Here is a 17,235-nt window from a genome sequence, read left to right on the forward strand (position 1 = left end):
GTCGAGGAGAGTGTAGCGCGTGGCATCCATCGGACAAATCGTCAGACCGACTTCGGGCAATGATGCGCTCTCCAGAGCTCGCAGCCGCGCCGCTCTCGTGCCGGATTGCCTTGTCGAAGCCAAGCGCATCGCCAATACGGTCATCGCCGGCTGGCATGGCCGGCGCAAACGCGGCATCGGCGAGAATTTCTGGCAGTTTCGCCCCTATACCGAGGGCGAAAGCCTTTCGCGCATCGACTGGCGGCGTTCCGCCCGCGACGATCATACCTATATCCGCGATCATGAATGGGAAGCCGCTCACACGATCTGGCTCTGGGCCGACCTTTCGCCATCCATGATGTACAAGTCGGCCTATGGCCACGCTTCCAAGGAAGGCCGTGCGCTCGTCATCATGCTGGCACTTGCCGAAATCCTGTCCCGTTCGGGCGAACGGATCGGCTGCCCCGGCGTCATGGAGCCGGTCTCGACCCGAAACGCCGCCGAGCGTCTGGCGGCAGCCCTGATGCACACGCTGCTCGAAGGCGGCCTGCCGCAAACCGAGATGATCCGCGGCTGGAGCGATATCGTGCTGATCGGCGATTTTCTCGATGATGCCGACAGCGTCATGAGCCGGATCGGACCTCTGGCGCGCCGTGGCTTGCGCGGCCATGTCGTTGAAGTGGCCGATCCAGCCGAGGAAATCTTTCCGTATAGCGGCCGCACGGAGTTCAGCGATCCGGAAACGGGCTCGAAACTGATTGCCGGCCGTGCGGAAAACTTGCGGGACGACTATCAGCGGGCCTATCTCGCCCGCCGCGAGAACCTCGGCCAGGCCCTGCGCCATCTCGGCTGGACCTTCGTCAGCCATCGCACCGATCGTCTGGCGTCAGAAGCGCTCGTCGCCGTGCATATGTATCTTTCCGGCATGCCTGCGCGGGTAGCACCTGGAGGGCGGCCATGACCGGCCTTTCCTTCGCATTCGCTTCCCCTGCCATCCTCGCAGCCCTGATCCTGCTTCCTGTGATCTGGTGGCTTCTGCGCCTGACGCCGCCGCAGCCGCGAACGGAAGTCTTCCCGCCGCTGCGCATCCTCGCGTCCATTCTCAAGCGTGAGGAAACGCCGGCCCGCAGCCCGTGGTGGCTGACATTGCTACGCATGCTGCTTGCAGCGCTGGTGATCCTCGCGATCGCCAATCCGATGTTCAATCCGCGCACCAACACCCTGTCGAGCGGCGGCCCGCTGGTCTTGATGATCGACAATAGCTGGGCGAGCACGTCGGACTGGGAGCGCCGTGTCCGAACAGCAGACGCACTGATCGACGATGCCGACGCAAAGAGCATCCCGGTCTCGATCGCCTTTACCGCCGAACAGGGCAATGATGCGACACCGGGTGCCGCGACGGCGGCGCGCGACAAGCTGCATGCGATGAACCCAAGACCGCTGGTGCCGGACCGGCAGCGTGCCGCCGACGCCGTGAAGGCCGCGCTCAATGGCAGCAAGCCGGGGACTATCGCTTTCATCTCCGATGGCATCGAGAGCAAAGCCAAGGACGACATCGTCAGCCGGCTCTCCGCGCTTCAGCCGAGCGAGCTGCGCCTGATCGAAGGCGACGGCAACGACATTCTCGCGATCACCGGCGCAGCCAACAACGCCAACGACATGACGGTTACGGCAACGCGGCTGAACGGCGCCAACCCGCTCCGACTTCAGTTGACGGCACAGGACAATCAGGGCCGACCGATCGCCAACGGCTCGCTGAGTTTCGCCGGCGGTCAGACGGTTGCGACCGGCTCCATCGCCGCTCCCTTCGAGATGCGCAACGATTTTGCCCGCATCAACGTCGACCGCTATGCCAGCGCCGGCACCGTTCACCTGCTCGACGATGGCTTCCGCCGCCGCCGTGTGGCGCTTCTTTCCGGTCAGGCGGCCGACGAATTCCAGCCGATCCTTTCGCCGCTCTACTACATTGAACGCGCCCTTAACCCCTATGCCGAGCTGATCCAGCCCAACAGCGCGGATCTGGCAAAATCGATTCCGCAACTGCTGGCCGGCAACCCCTCTGTGATCATCATGGCCGATGTCGGCCGCCTGCCGCAGGAAAGCTATGCGCCGCTGCAGCGCTGGATCGAGAATGGCGGCACGCTGATCCGCTTCGCCGGACCGCGCCTTGCCGCAGCGCCCGCCGATGATCCGCTCGTCCCCGTGACACTGCGGCAGGGCGAGCGGACGTTCGGCGGCGCGCTCTCCTGGGCCGAGCCACAGCCGCTAGCCGATTTCCCATCGTTCGGCCCCTTCGCCGGCATGCCGAAGCCGACCAATGTGCTGATCAAGCGGCAGGTTCTGGCCGAACCGACGCCGGATCTTGCCGAGCGCACCTGGGCAAGCCTTGCCGACGGAACGCCGCTGGTTACCGAAAAGCAGATGCACGCCGGCCGCGTCATTCTCTTCCACGTCAGCGCCGAACCGCAATGGTCGGATCTGCCGATCTCGGGCGATTTCGTCGAAATGCTGCGCCGTATCGTCCAGCTGTCGCGCTCCGGCGGCGTCACCTCGACGGAAGGGGCAGCCAAGGCGACCGAGGCATTGCCGCCATACCGGCTTCTGACGGCCAAGGGCGTGCTGACGAGCGAAATCGGCAGCGCCCGGCCGCTGGAGCCGAACCACAAGGGCGCAGCTGTCGCCAGCTTCGACAACCCGCCCGGCCTTTACGGCTCCGAAGAAGGCTTTACCGCGCTCAATGTGCTAGCCCCCGGCGCCTCGCTCAAGCCGCTGGATGCATCGGCCGCGGGAGCGATCGCGCGGGAGGGCCTGATCGGTGGCGAAGCATGGTCCGCCAAGCCGATCCTCTTCACCCTCGCCTTCCTCATCCTTCTGGCCGATAGCCTGATCGTGCTCTTCATGAATGGCGCTTTCCCGCGCCTTGGCAGGTCGACGAAAACGGCCGGCGGCGGCGCGGCGATGCTGTTGCTGGCTCTTGCGGTCGCGATCTTCCTGCATCCGGCAAACGCCTTGGCCGACGATTCCAAGCCCGGCGACGACACTATCTTTTCGCGGCTGGATAAGACCCATCTTGCCTATGTCGTCACCGGCGAATCCGACGTCGATCGTATTTCCGAGCGCGGCCTTGCCGGCCTCTCCGACTATCTGACCTACCGCACGACATTGGAGCCAGGCCCGCCGGTGGGGCTGGACCCAGCGAAGGATGAACTTGCCTTCTATTCGCTGATCTACTGGCCGATATCAGCGACGGCGCCGATGCCGTCCAACGACGCCATCAACCGCATCGACGCCTATATGCGCAACGGCGGCACCGTGCTCTTCGACACGCGCGACGCCATCAACACCATGGGCGACACATCGACGCCGAGCCCGAACGGCCAGCGGCTGCAGCAGATCCTCGCCAATCTCGATATTCCGCCCCTCGAGCCTGTGCCGTCAGGCCATGTGCTGACCAAGTCCTTCTATCTGCTTTCGAGTTTTCCCGGCCGCTATGCCGATAGCCCGCTCTGGATCGAAGCGCGGCAGGATACGCGCCGCGACGGTAACGCGGTCTCCTCCTCCGATGGCGTGACGCCGATCTTGATCACGGGCAACGACTTTGCCGGCGCCTGGGCGATCGACGAAAACGGCTCGCCGCTGCTGCCGACCGTGCCGCCGGACGAGACGCAGCGTGAATATGCCTACCGTACGGGCGTCAACATCATCATGTACATGCTGACCGGAAACTATAAGTCCGATCAGGTACATATCCCGGATATCCTGCAGCGGCTGGGGCAGTGAGATGAATATCGGTTTTGCCCCATTCCTGCCCTGGCCCGTGCTATCAGCTCTCGCGGCGCTAACCCTTGTCATCGCGGCCATTGCCATCTATCGGCGCCTGCGCGGCAGCTGGATCCGCGCGCTCGCCGGCATCGCCCTCCTGGCCGCCCTCGCCAATCCGGTGCTGCTGCAGGAAGACCGCGATCAGCTCACCACCATCGTCCCCGTCGTCGTCGACCGCAGTCTCAGCCAGGACACGCCGGAACGCACCAAAATGACCGACGATGCCTTGGCTATGCTCAAGGACCGGCTGGCGCAATTCCCGCGCATAGAGCCCCGCATCGTCGAGGCGCGCGACCCCGCTGAATCCGACTCGCCGTCGACGCGGCTTTTCTCTGCCCTCTCCTCCGCGATCGCGGACGTGCCACCTGCTCGGATCGGCGGCGCGATCTTCCTCACCGACGGCCAGATCCACGATATTCCAGGCGTCAACCAGCAGCTCGGTTTCGACGCGCCTATTCATGGGCTGATCACCGGCAAGCCCGACGAATTCGATCGCCGCATCGAAATCGCGCGCGCACCTCGCTTCGGCATCGTCAATGATGAACAGCAGCTCGTCTTCCATGTCGTCGACGACGGCAAAAGCCCCGGCGGTGTCGCTGATGTAACCGTCAAAATGAATGGCGACGAAATCGCCACACTGCAGGCGACGCCGGGCCAGGATACGCCGTTCAGCTTCAAGGTGCCGCGCGCGGGCAACAACGTCCTCGAATTCGCCGTTGCCGAAGTCCCCGGCGAGGTTACGCCCATCAACAACCGCACGGTCCAGCTGATCGAAGGCATTCGCCAGAACATGCGCGTCCTGCTCGTTTCCGGCGAGCCGCATTCGGGCGAGCGCGCCTGGCGCAACCTGCTGAAATCGGACGCGTCGGTCGATCTCGTGCATTTCACCATTCTGCGTCCGCCGGACAAACAGGACGGGACGCCGATCAACGAATTGTCGCTGATCGCCTTTCCGACGCGCGAACTCTTCGTCGACAAGATCAACTCTTTCGACCTGATCATTTTCGACCGTTACCAGGACCGGCAGAACGTCCTGCCGACGATCTATTATGATTACATGGCGCAATATGTCGAAAACGGCGGTGCGTTGCTCGTGGCGGCAGGCCCCGAACATGCCGCCGGCAATTCGATCGCCCTGACGCCGCTCGCCTCGGTTCTGCCGGCAGAGCCGACCGGGCAGATGATCGAGAAGCCCTTCTATCCGCGCCTGTCGGAGCAGGGCCGCAAGCATCCGGTAACGCGCGGTCTCGATGGATCGGACACGGAGCCACCGCATTGGGGCCGCTGGTTCCGCAGCGTCGATGTCGAAAAGCCGCAGGGACAGACAGTCATGGTCGGTGCCGACAACAGCCCGCTGCTGGTGCTGAACCGCGTCGGCCGCGGCCGCGTCGCCATGCTGCTTTCGGACGAAGGCTGGCTTTGGGCACGCGGTTTTGAGGGCGGCGGCCCGCACGTGTCGCTCTATCGGCGCATTGCCCATTGGCTGTTGAAGGAGCCGGCGCTGGAAGAAGAGGCCCTGACGGCGAATGCCGCCGGCCGCACGCTGCAGGTGACGCGCCAGACCATTGGCGACGATCCCGGCCCGGCAACGATCAAATCGCCGTCCGGCAAGACGCAAGCATTGCCTCTGAAGCAGACAGAGCCTGGTCTCCACCAGGCTCAGAAGCATATGGACGAGATCGGGCTTTTCCAGATCGCCGACGGCAATCTTTCGACGCTGGTGCATATCGGCGCCATCGATGCACCGGAATTCAAGGCGATGATCTCGACCACCGAAACGCTGAAGCCGCTGGCGCAGAAGACTAAGGGCCTCGTCACTCGCGTCGCCGGCGCCAATGGCGGCGTCACGGTCCCGCAGGTCCTGCCGGTTCGCGGTGCCGTGCGCATCGCAGACGGCCAGCGCCTGACCATCCGCATGACGGACGAAACCGTGCTGAAGGGGATCAATAGTCTGCCCCTCTTCGCCGGCTTTGCCGGTCTAGCCGTACTCCTCTTTGCCTTCTCGGCCACATGGTGGCGCGAAGGACGGTGAACCGATGACACAATTCGACATAACCGACGCCCCCTCCGAAGCCGAACTCGCCGCGATCAGCGAGGGGCTGACCGCCTTCAACGCCGCCGATGTCGGCGCATCTGAAAGGCGATCGCTGGCGGTGCTGATCCGTGACGAGAGCGGCAAGACCATCGGCGGGATTTCGGGTTACACGGCTTGGGGATGGCTGTTCACGCAATGGCTGTTCGTGCCGGAAACCTTGCGCGGCCAGGGCATGGCAGGCAAGCTGCTCGAGGCGGCGGAAGCCGAAGCTGCAGCCCGCGGCTGTTTCGGGGCGTGGATCGATACGTTCAATCCGCAAGCACTGCATGCCTATCAGCGGCAGGGCTATGCGATCTTCGGAGAACTGCCAGACTTTCCCGTCGGCCGCACCCGCTTCTTCCTGCAGAAAAAACTATCGCCTCGCTGATCACAGCGCGGCGACGTTTTTCCATATATTGTAGGGCTTAGACGGCAATCGCCGTCCGCTGCATCATGTCGTCGAGATCTTCGTCTTGGTCCGCGATAGCCGAGGCGGCATCATCGCGCCAGGCGATAGAACCCTGCAGCCGCGCATGCGTGTCGGCAGCGATCGGCACGACCAGAACGCGGTTGGGATCGACCGGGCCTGGAAATGCCAAGGCATTGTAGGCAACCTTTTCGAAGCCGAGCGGGCAGTAGTATGGCGGGTCGCCGACGAGGATGACGGCTTCCGAGCCGTTGCGTTTGGCTGCCTCGACAGCGATCCGCACAAGCTCGCGACCGATACCCTTGTTCTTATGCGAGGGCCGCACGGCAAGCGGTCCGAGCAAGTGCCCTCTGACCGTGCCGGCAAGAACCGGCGTCATCCGTACAGATGCGATCGTCTCCCCATCATCGGCGCAGATGAGGGACAGCGACAGATCATGCGGCCCCTGCTCGCGAATCCGCGCGGCGGCGCGCGTAAACCGACCGGGACCAAATGCTTCTTCGTTGATGAGTTCGATGGCAGCGTCGTGCGACGCATCCTCAGTGAGGTAGATCAGATCGTGCTTGTACATTAGACCAAGAAAACCGGATAGACAGACGGAATTGTTCTCGAAGGCGCTCGTCGAGCGTTCGGGATCATCGGCGTCGTCGCAGGCTTCTGGTGACTTTCATGACAAGTAGTCCTCAAAGTGTGACAAGCCCGATAGCAGGAAATATCCGGCGCGTCCAATGCAAAATGCATGCTGCCATCTGTTGATGCAAGATGATGTCCGCATGATGACAGCCGCAGAAAATCAGTGGTCAGCACACTACATCTGCCAAAGATCCCACCAGCTACGCAGTGTTCAGCGTTTATCATCTCGAAATTTGACGACCATGCCGTATGTTCACCCTCAAACCTCAGCAGTATTCCGAAAGGACAGAACAATGGGCATGTTGGTTGACGGCGTTTGGCACGACGTCTGGTACGACACCGAAAAGACGAAAGGCCATTTCAAGCGCGCCGCGTCGCAATTCCGCAACTGGATCACGCCTGACGGCGCAGCCGGCCCAACCGGAACTGGGGGCTTCAAGGCAGAGGCCGGACGCTACCACCTCTACGTTTCGCTCGCCTGCCCCTGGGCGCATCGAACCCTGATCTTCCGCAAGCTGAAGAAGCTAGAGTCTCTGATCCCGGTCTCGATCGTCGACCCGCTGATGCTGGAAAATGGTTGGGAATTCAAAGGGAAAGACGGCGGAACGATCGATCCCCTTTTCGGCGCCAAGACGCTCTGGGAAATCTACGTCAGGGCCGACCCGCATTATTCCGGCCGGGTGACCGTCCCCGTTCTCTGGGACAAGCAGACCGGAACGATCGTCAACAACGAGTCGGCCGAGATCATCCGCATGTTCAACAGCGCATTCGACGCATTGACCGGCTCCAGGGAGGATTTCTATCCCGCCGATCTGCGCGCTGATATCGATGCCCTGAACGAACTCGTCTACGACAGGGTCAACAACGGCGTCTACAAAGCGGGCTTCGCGACGGCGCAGGACGCCTACGAGGACAGTGCCCGCCGCCTCTTTGAAACCCTCGATATGCTCGACGCCAGGCTGTCGACGCAACGCTACCTGTTCGGAGAAGGTTTGACCGAAGCCGATTGGCGGCTGTTTACCACGCTCGTGCGGTTCGACGCCGTCTATGTCGGCCATTTCAAATGCAACATCCGCCGCATCGCCGACTATCCGAACCTAACGGCATATCTGAGAGACCTCTATCAGGTTCCCGGCGTGGCAGAGACCGTGAACCTCACCCATATCAAAGATCATTACTATCGCAGCCACAGGGCGATCAATCCGACGGGCATCGTTCCCGTCGGCCCCGAGCTGGATTTCGATCGTCCGCATGGCCGAGAGCAGCTCGCGAAAGCGGCTTGATCGGAGAGCACAAGTCTCCTGCCACCGGCGGGCGGCTACCAGTAGCTGGAAGGGCGCTCAGCCCCTTCCAGTTCCTCCAGCCTGCGATATGTCGCCTGCGTCGTACCCGGAGGAAGTGCGTTGCGCGGAAAGAAACCGGTTTCGACGATTTCACGATCCGCCATGCGCGGCGCGGTCTGCGTTACCTCGACACGGTAGAAGACGACATGATCGCGTTTGCTGATACGATTGTTGAAATAGACGTGGAAGAGCTGCGGCTCGCCTGAGATCACCAGATTGCCTTCCTCGCGCAACTCCTTCTCGAGCGCCTGCTCCACCGTTTCGTGGCGTTCGACGCCGCCGCCAGGCATGTGCCAGCCGGCGATATAGGAGTGTCGCACCAGAAAGATCCGCCCTTCGCTGTCGAAACACGCGGCGCGCACGCCGAGCGTCATACTGCGGGTCAGCACGAAATAGACATGCAATGCACGGCCAAAGAGCCATGCCCACGCGCTACTCTTCTCATTCCGGGCAGCCTTCTCACTCATGCACGAACCTTCATCCCTCGCCTTGCATTCAAACGGGCGATCTATTTGTTTTGACGATAGACTGGGCTATGTCTCATCCCATGTTCAAGCTCGCGCATATTTCCGACGTACACCTCGGCCCCCTGCCACGCCTTTCGATCAGAGAACTCGCCTCCAAACGTATAACCGGATTTGTGAACTGGCACAGGAACCGGCGCAAGCATCTTTTTGGCAATACGCTCGACCTGCTTCTGGACGATATCAGGACAAAGCAGGCCGACCATCTCGCCGTAACGGGCGATCTCGTCAACCTTGCGAGCGGCATCGAGATCGAGACGGCGGCCACATGGCTGAAGATGGTCGGCGACCCCGTGCACACTTCGGTCGTTCCCGGCAATCACGATGCCTATGTGCCCGGCGCCTACGAAAAGGCCATGCGCGCCTGGTATCCTTACGTCAGAGGCGACCGCGCGTCGGCCGAATGGCGGGAGGATCAGCGCGTCTTCCCGTATCTTCGTATTCGGGACCAAGTCGCACTCATCGGATGCTCGACCGCCGTCGCCACGCCGCCTTTCGCCGCCAGCGGCTTTTACTCCGCCCGCCAGGCGCGCGAGACGGTGAATATGCTTCGCGCGGCCGGCGATGCCGGGCTCTTTCGCATCGTCATGATCCATCATCCGCCAATCCGCGGCGCGACTAGCTTCTACAAGCGTATGATCGGCATTCGCCGCTTTGCAGCAGCCATTTCGACCGGTGGTGCTGAGCTGGTTCTTCATGGCCATACCCACCTCAATACCGTGCACTGGCTGCGCGGCCACGCCGACCCTGTGCCGGTTGTTGGCATCGCGTCGGCTTCCCAGAATGTCGGCGGATTAAAGCCACCGGCCGCCTACAATCTCTTCACGATCGCTGGCCGGCCAGGCGCCTGGGAGTTGAAGGCCGAACGCTATAGCCTTAACACCGCTGGCAACGGCGTGGATGCGGACGGCGTCGATATTCTTGCGCCATGATCCGCGTTTTGCCGCCATGGACCTCGTCGTTTCGGTGGCGTTTTCTAAGATGCCGAGCTACAATTGAAACCTCGGAATCCTGGAGGATAACATGGGTCTCAAGGTCTCGATAAAGAGCTCAACAATGATGACGGTCGCTGTCGGATTTTTGCTCGCCACCAGCTTGCAGGCCCTTGCCGCCGGCTCGGAAAGCGATGAAACGGCCCCGCCGCCGAAAAGCAAGACGACCACCGAATGCACCGGTGGCAAAGTGTGGGATAAGGACAAGAAGGAATGCGTGAAGCCGAACGAAAGCGGCTTCAACGACGACCAGCTTTTCCAGGCCGCACGCGAATTCGCCTATGCCGGCCAGTATGAGAATGCCATCACCGTTCTGAAGCTTGCCAGGGACCAGAACGATCCCCGCATCCTTAATTATCTCGGCTATTCCAATCGCAAGGCCGGCCGCATGGAGCTCGGCATGAGCTACTATCGCAAGGCTCTGCAGCACGATGAGAACTACATTCTCGCGCGCTCCTACATGGGACAGGCGCTGCTCGAACAGGGCGACGTTCAAGGCGCGCGCGTGCAGCTCGTCGAAATCCGTGATCGTGGCGGCGAGAATACGTGGGCCTATCGCTCGCTGCTGCAATCACTCAAGGGTCATGTCGTTTATTGAGGAGTGATCCATGGCATCCAGGCGAGTCGCCAGCTCAATGACAGGCAACCACGCGAGTGCTTTTGAAGACTTGCGAAGCGGCACAAAAATGGTTCATACCAACACAGGACGATCATTCCGTTCGCATCGCCCTTTCCAAGGGAAAGGCCCAGATTTGCGGGAAGACGTCGTCGATGTCACAACCTCCAACGCCTCTTTGGAACGACCATGCACACGCCGGTAGCAGCAGCCATCGATATCAGACGCGACCTGGTCGGGCTTCTTCCGAAGCTGCGCCGCTTCGCAGTGACTCTGACCGGCGACCTGACCGAAGCCGACGAACTCGTCCAAAGCATCTGTCAGCGCGGCATAGCCAAGTTCCATCTCTGGAACGGCACCGGCAAACTGGAAAGCTGGCTCTATACGATGGCTCGGAATCAGTGGGTCGATGAAGCGCGGCGTCAAAAACTGCGCCCCGCAAAGGGCAACGCCCTCGAGCAGGGCGAGCCCGCAGCCGGCCTGCATCCAAATCCTGTGGAAGCCGGAGAAGCCCATCGCTTGGTCACATCTTTGCCCGAAGGATTTGCCAGTGTCTTTCTGCTGGTCGATGTCGAAGGGCATAACTACAAGCAGGCGGCTGAGATTCTCGGCATTCCCTTGTCGGCATTGGCTTCACGGCTCTCCAGCGCCCGTCTCTACCTCGCCTCCCAAGGTCATAACCGTTCGTCTCGAAGGTTTTAAGCATTGCAGGACATGAAGAAAATGCCGCTCGAAATTCGCTTGTCCGCCTTTATGGACGGCGAAATGAGCCGTGACGAAAAGGAAGAGCTGGAAAAGCTGATCGCCTCCGATCCGGAGGCCCGGCGGATTCTCGATGAATTGAGACACGGCTCCGATGTCGGCCGCAAGGCACTCGACGAGGTGTTGAAGGAGCCGGTGCCGTTGGCGCTCGTGCGGTCCATCAAGAGTGCTCAACCTCCCAAGACACGCGACCCCTCCCCCCGCCTCGCGCGACCGTCATTCAAGCTTGCGCCGACAGGCCGGCAGTCGCTTGCCGCAGCCCTCATTTTGTTTGTGCTCGGCGGCGGTATCGGATACCTTTTCGGCATGCAGCCGGCCCAAGTGCCTGCGGCCACCCCTCCCACCCCGGCACAGGTGGCGATGCGCAATTGGCTTGATGATATCGCAGCATATCATCGCATCTATTCGCGGCAGCCGCGCCACATGGTCGAGCTGCAGGCCAGCGAGCAGGATGAGATCAGCAAGTGGCTGTCGAACACCGTCGGCGTGAAATTCAATTTTCCGGACCTCGCTGCCGACGGCCTCGTCTTCCAGGGCGCCCGCCTGTTCATCGCCAGTGGCAAGCCTGTGGGCCAGCTGGTCTACAAAAATCTCGACGGCGAGGTCATTGCCATCTGCTTCACCAAGACCGACGGCGTTGCGAACAGCAACAATTTCGACGAAACCATTCGCGACGATGTCAGCATCGTCTCCTGGTATCGCGATGGCGCGACCTATGCCGTCGTCGGCCCATCTTCGGATGCGATGCTCGACCAGATCGCCAACAGGGTATCCGCCGAGATCTGATGGAACCTCCTCTCGCTTTGCAGCTTGCGGCTATCAGCCTGCCGATGGATAATGCGGTGCGATAATCGCACTGGATAGATATACTCGTTGGAGTTTCAACATGTCGGACGTTTTTCTGACCATTCCGGAAATCGACAGGCGCATAGCGGTGATCAGGGAAAATCTTCGCGAACTGATCGAACAGGCCACCGCCTTTTCCGGCGCGGCCGACGAAGAGCGGACGTCGGAGCGCATCTCGGAACAAGAGGAAGAGCTGGAGCGCCTGACGAAGCAGCGCGACGAGCTTGCCAGTCAGAAGCCATGAATGCAGGGAGGACGGTGTCTCCGTCCTTCGGCGACGGCCAGCTTCAGCGCTGGCCGCTGTTCTTCTCTACGTGGACTAAAATGCAATGGCCGACGATTTTCTGATCCGATTCGTGACACCGCAAGACCATGAGCAGTGGCTTATCCTATGGGAAGGCTACAACAGGTTTTACGGGCGCTTCGAGGCAACGGCCCTTCCGGCCAATATCACGCAGATGACGTGGCAGCGCTTCTTCGATGCCTATGAACCCATGCATGCGCTCGTTGCCGAAAGAAATGGCCGGCTGCTCGGGCTGTCGCATTATCTCTTCCACCGCAGCACCATAGCTATCGAGCCAAGCTGCTATTTGCAGGATCTGTTCACCGACGAGGCGGCGCGGGGAACGGGCATCGGATCGGCATTGATCGAAGCCGTTTATGAACAGGCCCAGCAGGCGGGCTCGCATCGCGTCTACTGGCAGACGCATGAAACGAACACCAAGGCGATGCGCGTTTACGACAAGATCGCGGAACGCTCCGGATTTGTCGTCTATCGCAAGTCATTGTGAAACGGCTGCTCCGCCGACCAAACTGCTCGCCACAAGCAGAACGAAAAATCCCCTCGACGATATCGAGGGGATCGATCTTCACTGAACTTAGAGCATTTCCAGGAAAAGTGCGCAGCGGTTTTCCGTCCGGAATACGTAAAGAAACAAGAAGGTAGGGCGTTTTCGCGATTCGAAGAAAAGCGGAAACGCCCTAGTCGGTTGAATTTCAGCCCTTTGCTGCCTTGATATCGAGCACGCGGTTTGCGGCCGAAACGATCGCCTCAAGGGAAGCGGCGACAATGTTCGTATTGATGCCGGCACCGAAGAGCTTGCCGTCCGGATAGGAAATCTCGACATAGGAGATCGCCGACGCGTTGGAGCCATGCTGCAGCGAGTGCTCGGAATAGTCCTCGACGGACATCGAAACGCCGAGATAGATCGATAGTGCGTTGATAAAGCCGTCGATCGGGCCGTTGCCCCTGCCCTCGATGCGCTTCACCTCGCCATTGTCGGAAATCTCGGCCGCAACGATACGCTGCCCCTTGTGTTCGGGATCGGCGAATGTGTGATGATCGATAAAGCGAATCCGGCCGCCAGGCTGCGTCACATAGCGCTCGATGAAGTGCTCATAGATGCGCTTGGACGGCAATTCCTTGCCCTCCTCGTCGGTGATGCGCTGGATCTCTTCGCGATACTCCACCTGGAGATTGCGCGGCAGGTTCAGACCGTAGTCCTGCTGCATGATATAGGCGATGCCGCCCTTACCCGACTGCGAGTTGATGCGGATGATCGCCTCATAGGTGCGGCCGACATCCTGTGGGTCGATCGGCAGATAGGGCACTTCCCAAACCGGATCGTTGGCGACCTTGGCCGCCTTCATGCCCTTGTTGATCGCATCCTGATGCGAGCCGGAGAAGGCGGTGTAGACCAGCTCGCCGACATAGGGGTGGCGCTCGCCGATCGCCATCTGGTTGGAATATTCGAAGACTTCTTTCATGCGCTCGATGTTGGAGCAGTCCAGCTCCGGATCGACGCCTTGGGTGAACATGTTCAGCGCCATGGTAACGACGTCGACATTGCCGGTGCGTTCGCCATTGCCGAACAAGGTACCTTCGACGCGGTCGGCGCCGGCCATCAGCGCCAGTTCGGCGGCAGCGATGCCCGTGCCCCGGTCATTGTGCGGATGCAGGGAGATGATCAGGTTTTCTCTGTTATCGAGATTGCGGCACATCCATTCGATCTGGTCGGCATAGATGTTCGGAGTCGCCATTTCCACGGTGGACGGCAGGTTGATGATCAGCTTGTTGTCCGGCGTCGGCTTCATGACGTCGATGACGGCGTTGCAGATTTCCAGAGCCACATCCAGCTCGGTGCCGGTAAAGCTTTCCGGCGAATATTCGAAGCGGTAGCCGCCGCCGGCCTTGGCCGCCATGTCGCTGATCATTTTGGCTGCATCGACTGCGATCTGCTTGATGCCTTGCACGTCCTTGGCAAACACCACGCGGCGCTGCAATTCGCTGGTGGAATTGTAGAAATGCACGATCGGCTTGTTGGCGCCTTCCAGCGCCTCAAAGGTGCGGGTGATCAATTCCGGGCGGCATTGGACGAGAACCTGCAACGACACGTCGGCAGGCACATTACCCTGCTCGATGCACCAGCGGGCGAAGTCGAAGTCGGTCTGGGACGCCGAGGGGAAACCGATCTCGATTTCCTTGAAGCCCATATCCAACAACAGCTGGAACATGCGCGCCTTGCGATCGTGACCCATCGGATCGACCAGCGCCTGATTACCGTCACGCAGGTCGACCGAACACCAGATCGGCGCCTTGGTGATGACCTTGGACGGCCAGGTCCGGTCGGGAATGTTGATCTGGGGATAGGCACGGTATTTCACCGTTGCGTCGGGCATGCCTTTGGGGGAATGGCTGTTTGCGTCCATGGTCTCGTCTCTTCCTTTCCCGTCATTTCATCCCGCGTCTTAGCCGATCGGATGCGGCTTGGCGATGATAAATGCGGACCCTTTGCGGGTATGCTGTCGATTTAGGGTAGGTCGCGAGGAGCGATGGCCAGCGGGCTTTTCGGCCGCCGGGCGCTCCTCAAAGGACCCGGCAACCGCGCGTAAGGCCGAGGAGGAGAAGCGAGGTAAGGGCGCGCGTATTGTCACGCAGAGCTACGCGCCCACGTGCAATCTGTTCGGAAATCTTTGCGCCAGTCAACTTCATGGCCGCGCTTATAGCCGCCGGATAGCAAAGAAGCAACCCCTTGTCACTTCTTCAGCATCTGCACGCCGCGCGACAGCGCCATCATCAGGCCGCCGGCAATCAAGCCCCAGAAGGCGCCTGAGATACCTCCGAAGGAAACACCCGATGCCGTCACCAGAAAGGTGATGGCGGCCGCCTCGCGCGATTCCGGCTGCTGGAAAGCATTCAAGGCAGAATTCGACAGCGCGCCGACCAGCGCCAGACCGGCGACCGCCTCGATCAGGATCGGCGGTGCAAGCGCGACAAATGCGGTGACAGCACTCGCAAGCAGGCCCAAGACGACATAGCCAATGCCGGCGATGATCGCGGCCCAGTAGCGCCGCTTGGGATCGTCATGAGCATCCTGTCCCGCACACATGGCGGCGGTGATCGCAGCGAGATTGACGGCATGGCCGCCGAAAGGAGCGGCGAGAAGCGAGAATACGCCGGTCACGGCAAATAGCGGACCAGGCTTGGGATCGTAGTGATGCACCTTGAGCACGACGATGCCCGGTATGTTCTGCGACGCCATCGTCACGATGAACAGCGGCAGTGCGATGGAAACGATGCCGGCAAGGGTGAAGACCGGTTTCACGAATTCCACTGTCGGCAACAGCGAATGCTCGAGCGAGCCAAGCGCACCGTCGGGTATCTTCACACCGAAGGCCAGCACCAGGGCAAAGGCCGCAAGGGCCGCCGGCACCGCCCAAAGCCGCTTGAACGAGCCGACGACGATCCAGGCAAGAATGATCGGCAGGCCGAAAGCGGGATTGAAGGCAATCGCCTTCACCGGCGCAAAGCAAAGACCGAGCAGAACGCCGGCGAGCATGGCATTGGCCAGCGGTGCCGGGATGGCGGCAACCGCGCGGCCGAATGGGCGAAAGAGCCCGGCTATGACGATCAATATGCCACAGACAAAGAATGCTCCGACCGCTGCGGAAAAGCCGCCCTCGATCGCTCCGCCGCTCGCAAGCAGCGCCGCCCCGGGCGTCGACCAGGCGATACTGATAGGCAACTTGGTGACCGTGCTGAGCATAATGGCACAAAGGCCCATCGCAACCGAAAGCGCCATCAGGCCCGACGCAGCCTGCGCGTCCGTCGCACCGACAACCTGCAAACCGTGAAAGACAACGGCAAAGGAACTGGCAAAGCCGACAAAGGCGGTCAAACACCCCATGAACAGGCTTTGAACGGAGAAATCTTTGAGCATGACGACGAAGACTCATACGAAGAGCGATTGAACCCGCATGGAGCATTACAAGCGTCAGGCGTGCAAGTGCAGTTTCGGAGCGAAATGGCGGCGGTAGCAGTCAAATCGATCGCCATATGTATCGGATCCGGCCTAATCATGCATAAACGTGCATATTGACTTTCTTGTTTATGCACGATAATGAGAGTTCATGAGTAATTCACTTCCATTGTCTCGGCGGGATGTCATCGAAGCACGGCTCGCAGAGGGCCGGCAGATCGTCGCCGCATCGCTCGCCGTGGAGTTCAATGTTTCCGAGGACGCCGTGCGCCGCGATCTGCGGGCACTTGCCGCCGAGGGCAAATGCCGGCGCGTCTACGGCGGCGCACTCCCTCTCCTGACGCCCTCCCAACCCATATCCGCACGGATCGGACAGGAATCCGGGCGCAAAAGGGTCCTGGCGCAAGCAGCCGTCGCGATGATCGAACCGGGGGAATTCCTCTTTCTCGACAGCGGCAGCACGAACCTTGAGATGGTGGAACTGCTGCCGAAGAACCTGGACGCAACGATCGCGACGAATTCCATCGACATAGCTGCCGCGGTCATGAAGCGCGGCGACGTTCCGCTCGTGCTGATCGGCGGGGCGGTCAATCCCGTCGTCGGCGGCAGTGTAGATGCCTCCGCGGTCGCTGCCATCGAAGCCTTGAACATCGACCGCTGTTTCCTGGGTGTTTGCGCGATTTCGGCAAGAGGCGGCATCAGCGTGTACGAACATGCAGACGCGATCTTCAAGCGGACGCTTCTTAGAAGAAGCGCAGCACGCATCGCGCTGATCACGTCCGAGAAATTTCACGAACGCGCGCCGCACCGGATTGGCGGCGCTGCAGATATCGACTGGCTTGTTGTCGAGGATGACCTGCCTGCAGATGACGAGAAGGCGGTCATCGAAGCCGGCTTCTCGCTCCTGCGGCTGCGCGACGTCACTCCATCCTCCTGATCTCGAAAGACGAGGAACCAT

Annotated in this window: 16 protein-coding genes; 12 read left to right on the forward strand and 4 right to left on the reverse strand. The window is 60.9% G+C overall.

From position 1 onward, the window contains the following. The first annotated feature begins 19 nt into the window (after nucleotides 1–19). From GA0061102_RS22430 to GA0061102_RS22445, 4 genes are read left to right on the forward strand one after another with little or no spacing between them, the layout of a single operon-like run. The gene (locus tag GA0061102_RS22430; protein WP_092853367.1) at nucleotides 20–940 is read left to right on the forward strand and encodes a DUF58 domain-containing protein; all 921 of its coding nucleotides are present in this window, start codon (nucleotides 20–22) and stop codon (nucleotides 938–940) included. Further along, nucleotides 937–3,759 (forward strand): DUF4159 domain-containing protein, encoded by a 2,823-nt coding sequence (locus GA0061102_RS22435; protein ID WP_092853369.1) that lies wholly within the window; start codon nucleotides 937–939, stop codon nucleotides 3,757–3,759. The genes GA0061102_RS22430 and GA0061102_RS22435 overlap by 4 nt, the downstream gene beginning before the upstream one ends. Nucleotide 3,760: 1 nt before the next feature. After that, on the forward strand, nucleotides 3,761–5,833 hold the full coding sequence (locus GA0061102_RS22440) for a hypothetical protein (RefSeq protein ID WP_092853371.1): 2,073 nt from the start codon (nucleotides 3,761–3,763) through the stop codon (nucleotides 5,831–5,833). Nucleotides 5,834–5,837: 4 nt separating this feature from the next. Further along, nucleotides 5,838–6,263, forward strand: a complete 426-nt coding sequence (locus GA0061102_RS22445; protein WP_092853373.1) for a GNAT family N-acetyltransferase — start codon at nucleotides 5,838–5,840, stop codon at nucleotides 6,261–6,263. A 37-nt stretch (nucleotides 6,264–6,300) separates the two neighbouring features. Here the strand turns inward: GA0061102_RS22445 and GA0061102_RS22450 are convergent, their stop codons facing one another. Continuing rightward, complete coding sequence (locus GA0061102_RS22450) at nucleotides 6,301–6,873, reverse strand: GNAT family N-acetyltransferase (protein WP_092853375.1); 573 nt, start codon at nucleotides 6,871–6,873, stop codon at nucleotides 6,301–6,303. Nucleotides 6,874–7,228: 355 nt separating this feature from the next. Here GA0061102_RS22450 and GA0061102_RS22455 point away from each other — a divergent pair, with 355 nt between their 5' ends. Further along, on the forward strand, nucleotides 7,229–8,218 hold the full coding sequence (locus tag GA0061102_RS22455; RefSeq protein WP_092853377.1) for a glutathione S-transferase family protein: 990 nt from the start codon (nucleotides 7,229–7,231) through the stop codon (nucleotides 8,216–8,218). Nucleotides 8,219–8,253: 35 nt separating this feature from the next. On the opposite strand, the gene GA0061102_RS22460 is transcribed toward GA0061102_RS22455, so the two are convergent. Then, nucleotides 8,254–8,745 carry an NUDIX domain-containing protein gene (locus GA0061102_RS22460; protein ID WP_092853379.1) on the reverse strand — a complete coding sequence of 164 codons (492 nt, stop codon included), beginning with the start codon at nucleotides 8,743–8,745 and terminating at the stop codon, nucleotides 8,254–8,256. 50 nt (nucleotides 8,746–8,795) lie between these two features. Between GA0061102_RS22460 and GA0061102_RS22465 the strand changes: the two genes are divergently transcribed. The 6 genes from GA0061102_RS22465 to GA0061102_RS22490 all read left to right on the forward strand — a co-directional run bounded on the left by GA0061102_RS22465 (nucleotide 8,796) and on the right by GA0061102_RS22490 (nucleotide 12,809). After that, complete coding sequence (locus GA0061102_RS22465; RefSeq protein WP_092853380.1) at nucleotides 8,796–9,734, forward strand: metallophosphoesterase family protein; 939 nt, start codon at nucleotides 8,796–8,798, stop codon at nucleotides 9,732–9,734. 124 nt (nucleotides 9,735–9,858) lie between these two features. Continuing rightward, entirely contained in the window at nucleotides 9,859–10,392 is a 534-nt protein-coding gene (locus GA0061102_RS22470) for a tetratricopeptide repeat protein (protein ID WP_425348559.1), read from the forward strand. Nucleotides 10,393–10,599: 207 nt separating this feature from the next. Then, the gene (locus tag GA0061102_RS22475) at nucleotides 10,600–11,112 is read left to right on the forward strand and encodes an RNA polymerase sigma factor (RefSeq protein WP_092853384.1); all 513 of its coding nucleotides are present in this window, start codon (nucleotides 10,600–10,602) and stop codon (nucleotides 11,110–11,112) included. A gap of 21 nt (nucleotides 11,113–11,133) precedes the next feature. Next, complete coding sequence (locus tag GA0061102_RS22480) at nucleotides 11,134–11,958, forward strand: anti-sigma factor family protein (RefSeq protein WP_092853466.1); 825 nt, start codon at nucleotides 11,134–11,136, stop codon at nucleotides 11,956–11,958. Between the two features lie 100 nt (nucleotides 11,959–12,058). Beyond that, on the forward strand, nucleotides 12,059–12,262 hold the full coding sequence (locus tag GA0061102_RS22485; RefSeq protein ID WP_092853386.1) for a hypothetical protein: 204 nt from the start codon (nucleotides 12,059–12,061) through the stop codon (nucleotides 12,260–12,262). Between the two features lie 85 nt (nucleotides 12,263–12,347). Continuing rightward, nucleotides 12,348–12,809, forward strand: a complete 462-nt coding sequence (locus tag GA0061102_RS22490) for a GNAT family N-acetyltransferase (protein ID WP_092853388.1) — start codon at nucleotides 12,348–12,350, stop codon at nucleotides 12,807–12,809. A gap of 205 nt (nucleotides 12,810–13,014) precedes the next feature. Here GA0061102_RS22490 and leuA read toward each other — a convergent pair whose 3' ends face one another. Together leuA and GA0061102_RS22500 are read right to left on the reverse strand one after the other, a co-directional pair. Next, the gene (gene leuA / locus GA0061102_RS22495) at nucleotides 13,015–14,727 is read right to left on the reverse strand and encodes a 2-isopropylmalate synthase (RefSeq protein ID WP_092853390.1); all 1,713 of its coding nucleotides are present in this window, start codon (nucleotides 14,725–14,727) and stop codon (nucleotides 13,015–13,017) included. Between the two features lie 326 nt (nucleotides 14,728–15,053). Then, nucleotides 15,054–16,238 carry a benzoate/H(+) symporter BenE family transporter gene (locus tag GA0061102_RS22500; RefSeq protein ID WP_092853392.1) on the reverse strand — a complete coding sequence of 395 codons (1,185 nt, stop codon included), beginning with the start codon at nucleotides 16,236–16,238 and terminating at the stop codon, nucleotides 15,054–15,056. 190 nt (nucleotides 16,239–16,428) lie between these two features. On the opposite strand from GA0061102_RS22500, the gene GA0061102_RS22505 reads away from it, so the two are divergent. Further along, complete coding sequence (locus GA0061102_RS22505; protein WP_092853394.1) at nucleotides 16,429–17,214, forward strand: DeoR/GlpR family DNA-binding transcription regulator; 786 nt, start codon at nucleotides 16,429–16,431, stop codon at nucleotides 17,212–17,214. Nucleotides 17,215–17,235: the final 21 nt, after the last annotated feature.

Source organism: Martinezella miluonensis (assembly GCF_900094545.1).
GTDB classification, from domain to species: Bacteria; Pseudomonadota; Alphaproteobacteria; order Rhizobiales; family Rhizobiaceae; genus Rhizobium; species Rhizobium miluonense.

Coding starts and splice junctions, on each gene's coding strand:
- GA0061102_RS22460 (WP_092853379.1), bottom strand. CDS start 8,745: ATGAGTGAGAAGGCTGCCCGGAATGAGAAGAGTAGCGCGTGGGCATGG.
- GA0061102_RS22455 (WP_092853377.1), top strand. CDS start 7,229: ATGGGCATGTTGGTTGACGGCGTTTGGCACGACGTCTGGTACGACACC.
- GA0061102_RS22440 (WP_092853371.1), top strand. CDS start 3,761: ATGAATATCGGTTTTGCCCCATTCCTGCCCTGGCCCGTGCTATCAGCT.
- GA0061102_RS22500 (WP_092853392.1), bottom strand. CDS start 16,238: ATGCTCAAAGATTTCTCCGTTCAAAGCCTGTTCATGGGGTGTTTGACC.
- GA0061102_RS22505 (WP_092853394.1), top strand. CDS start 16,429: ATGAGTAATTCACTTCCATTGTCTCGGCGGGATGTCATCGAAGCACGG.
- GA0061102_RS22435 (WP_092853369.1), top strand. CDS start 937: ATGACCGGCCTTTCCTTCGCATTCGCTTCCCCTGCCATCCTCGCAGCC.
- GA0061102_RS22485 (WP_092853386.1), top strand. CDS start 12,059: ATGTCGGACGTTTTTCTGACCATTCCGGAAATCGACAGGCGCATAGCG.
- GA0061102_RS22450 (WP_092853375.1), bottom strand. CDS start 6,873: ATGTACAAGCACGATCTGATCTACCTCACTGAGGATGCGTCGCACGAC.
- GA0061102_RS22490 (WP_092853388.1), top strand. CDS start 12,348: ATGGCCGACGATTTTCTGATCCGATTCGTGACACCGCAAGACCATGAG.
- GA0061102_RS22475 (WP_092853384.1), top strand. CDS start 10,600: ATGCACACGCCGGTAGCAGCAGCCATCGATATCAGACGCGACCTGGTC.
- GA0061102_RS22480 (WP_092853466.1), top strand. CDS start 11,134: ATGCCGCTCGAAATTCGCTTGTCCGCCTTTATGGACGGCGAAATGAGC.
- GA0061102_RS22445 (WP_092853373.1), top strand. CDS start 5,838: ATGACACAATTCGACATAACCGACGCCCCCTCCGAAGCCGAACTCGCC.
- GA0061102_RS22470 (WP_425348559.1), top strand. CDS start 9,859: ATGATGACGGTCGCTGTCGGATTTTTGCTCGCCACCAGCTTGCAGGCC.
- leuA (WP_092853390.1), bottom strand. CDS start 14,727: ATGGACGCAAACAGCCATTCCCCCAAAGGCATGCCCGACGCAACGGTG.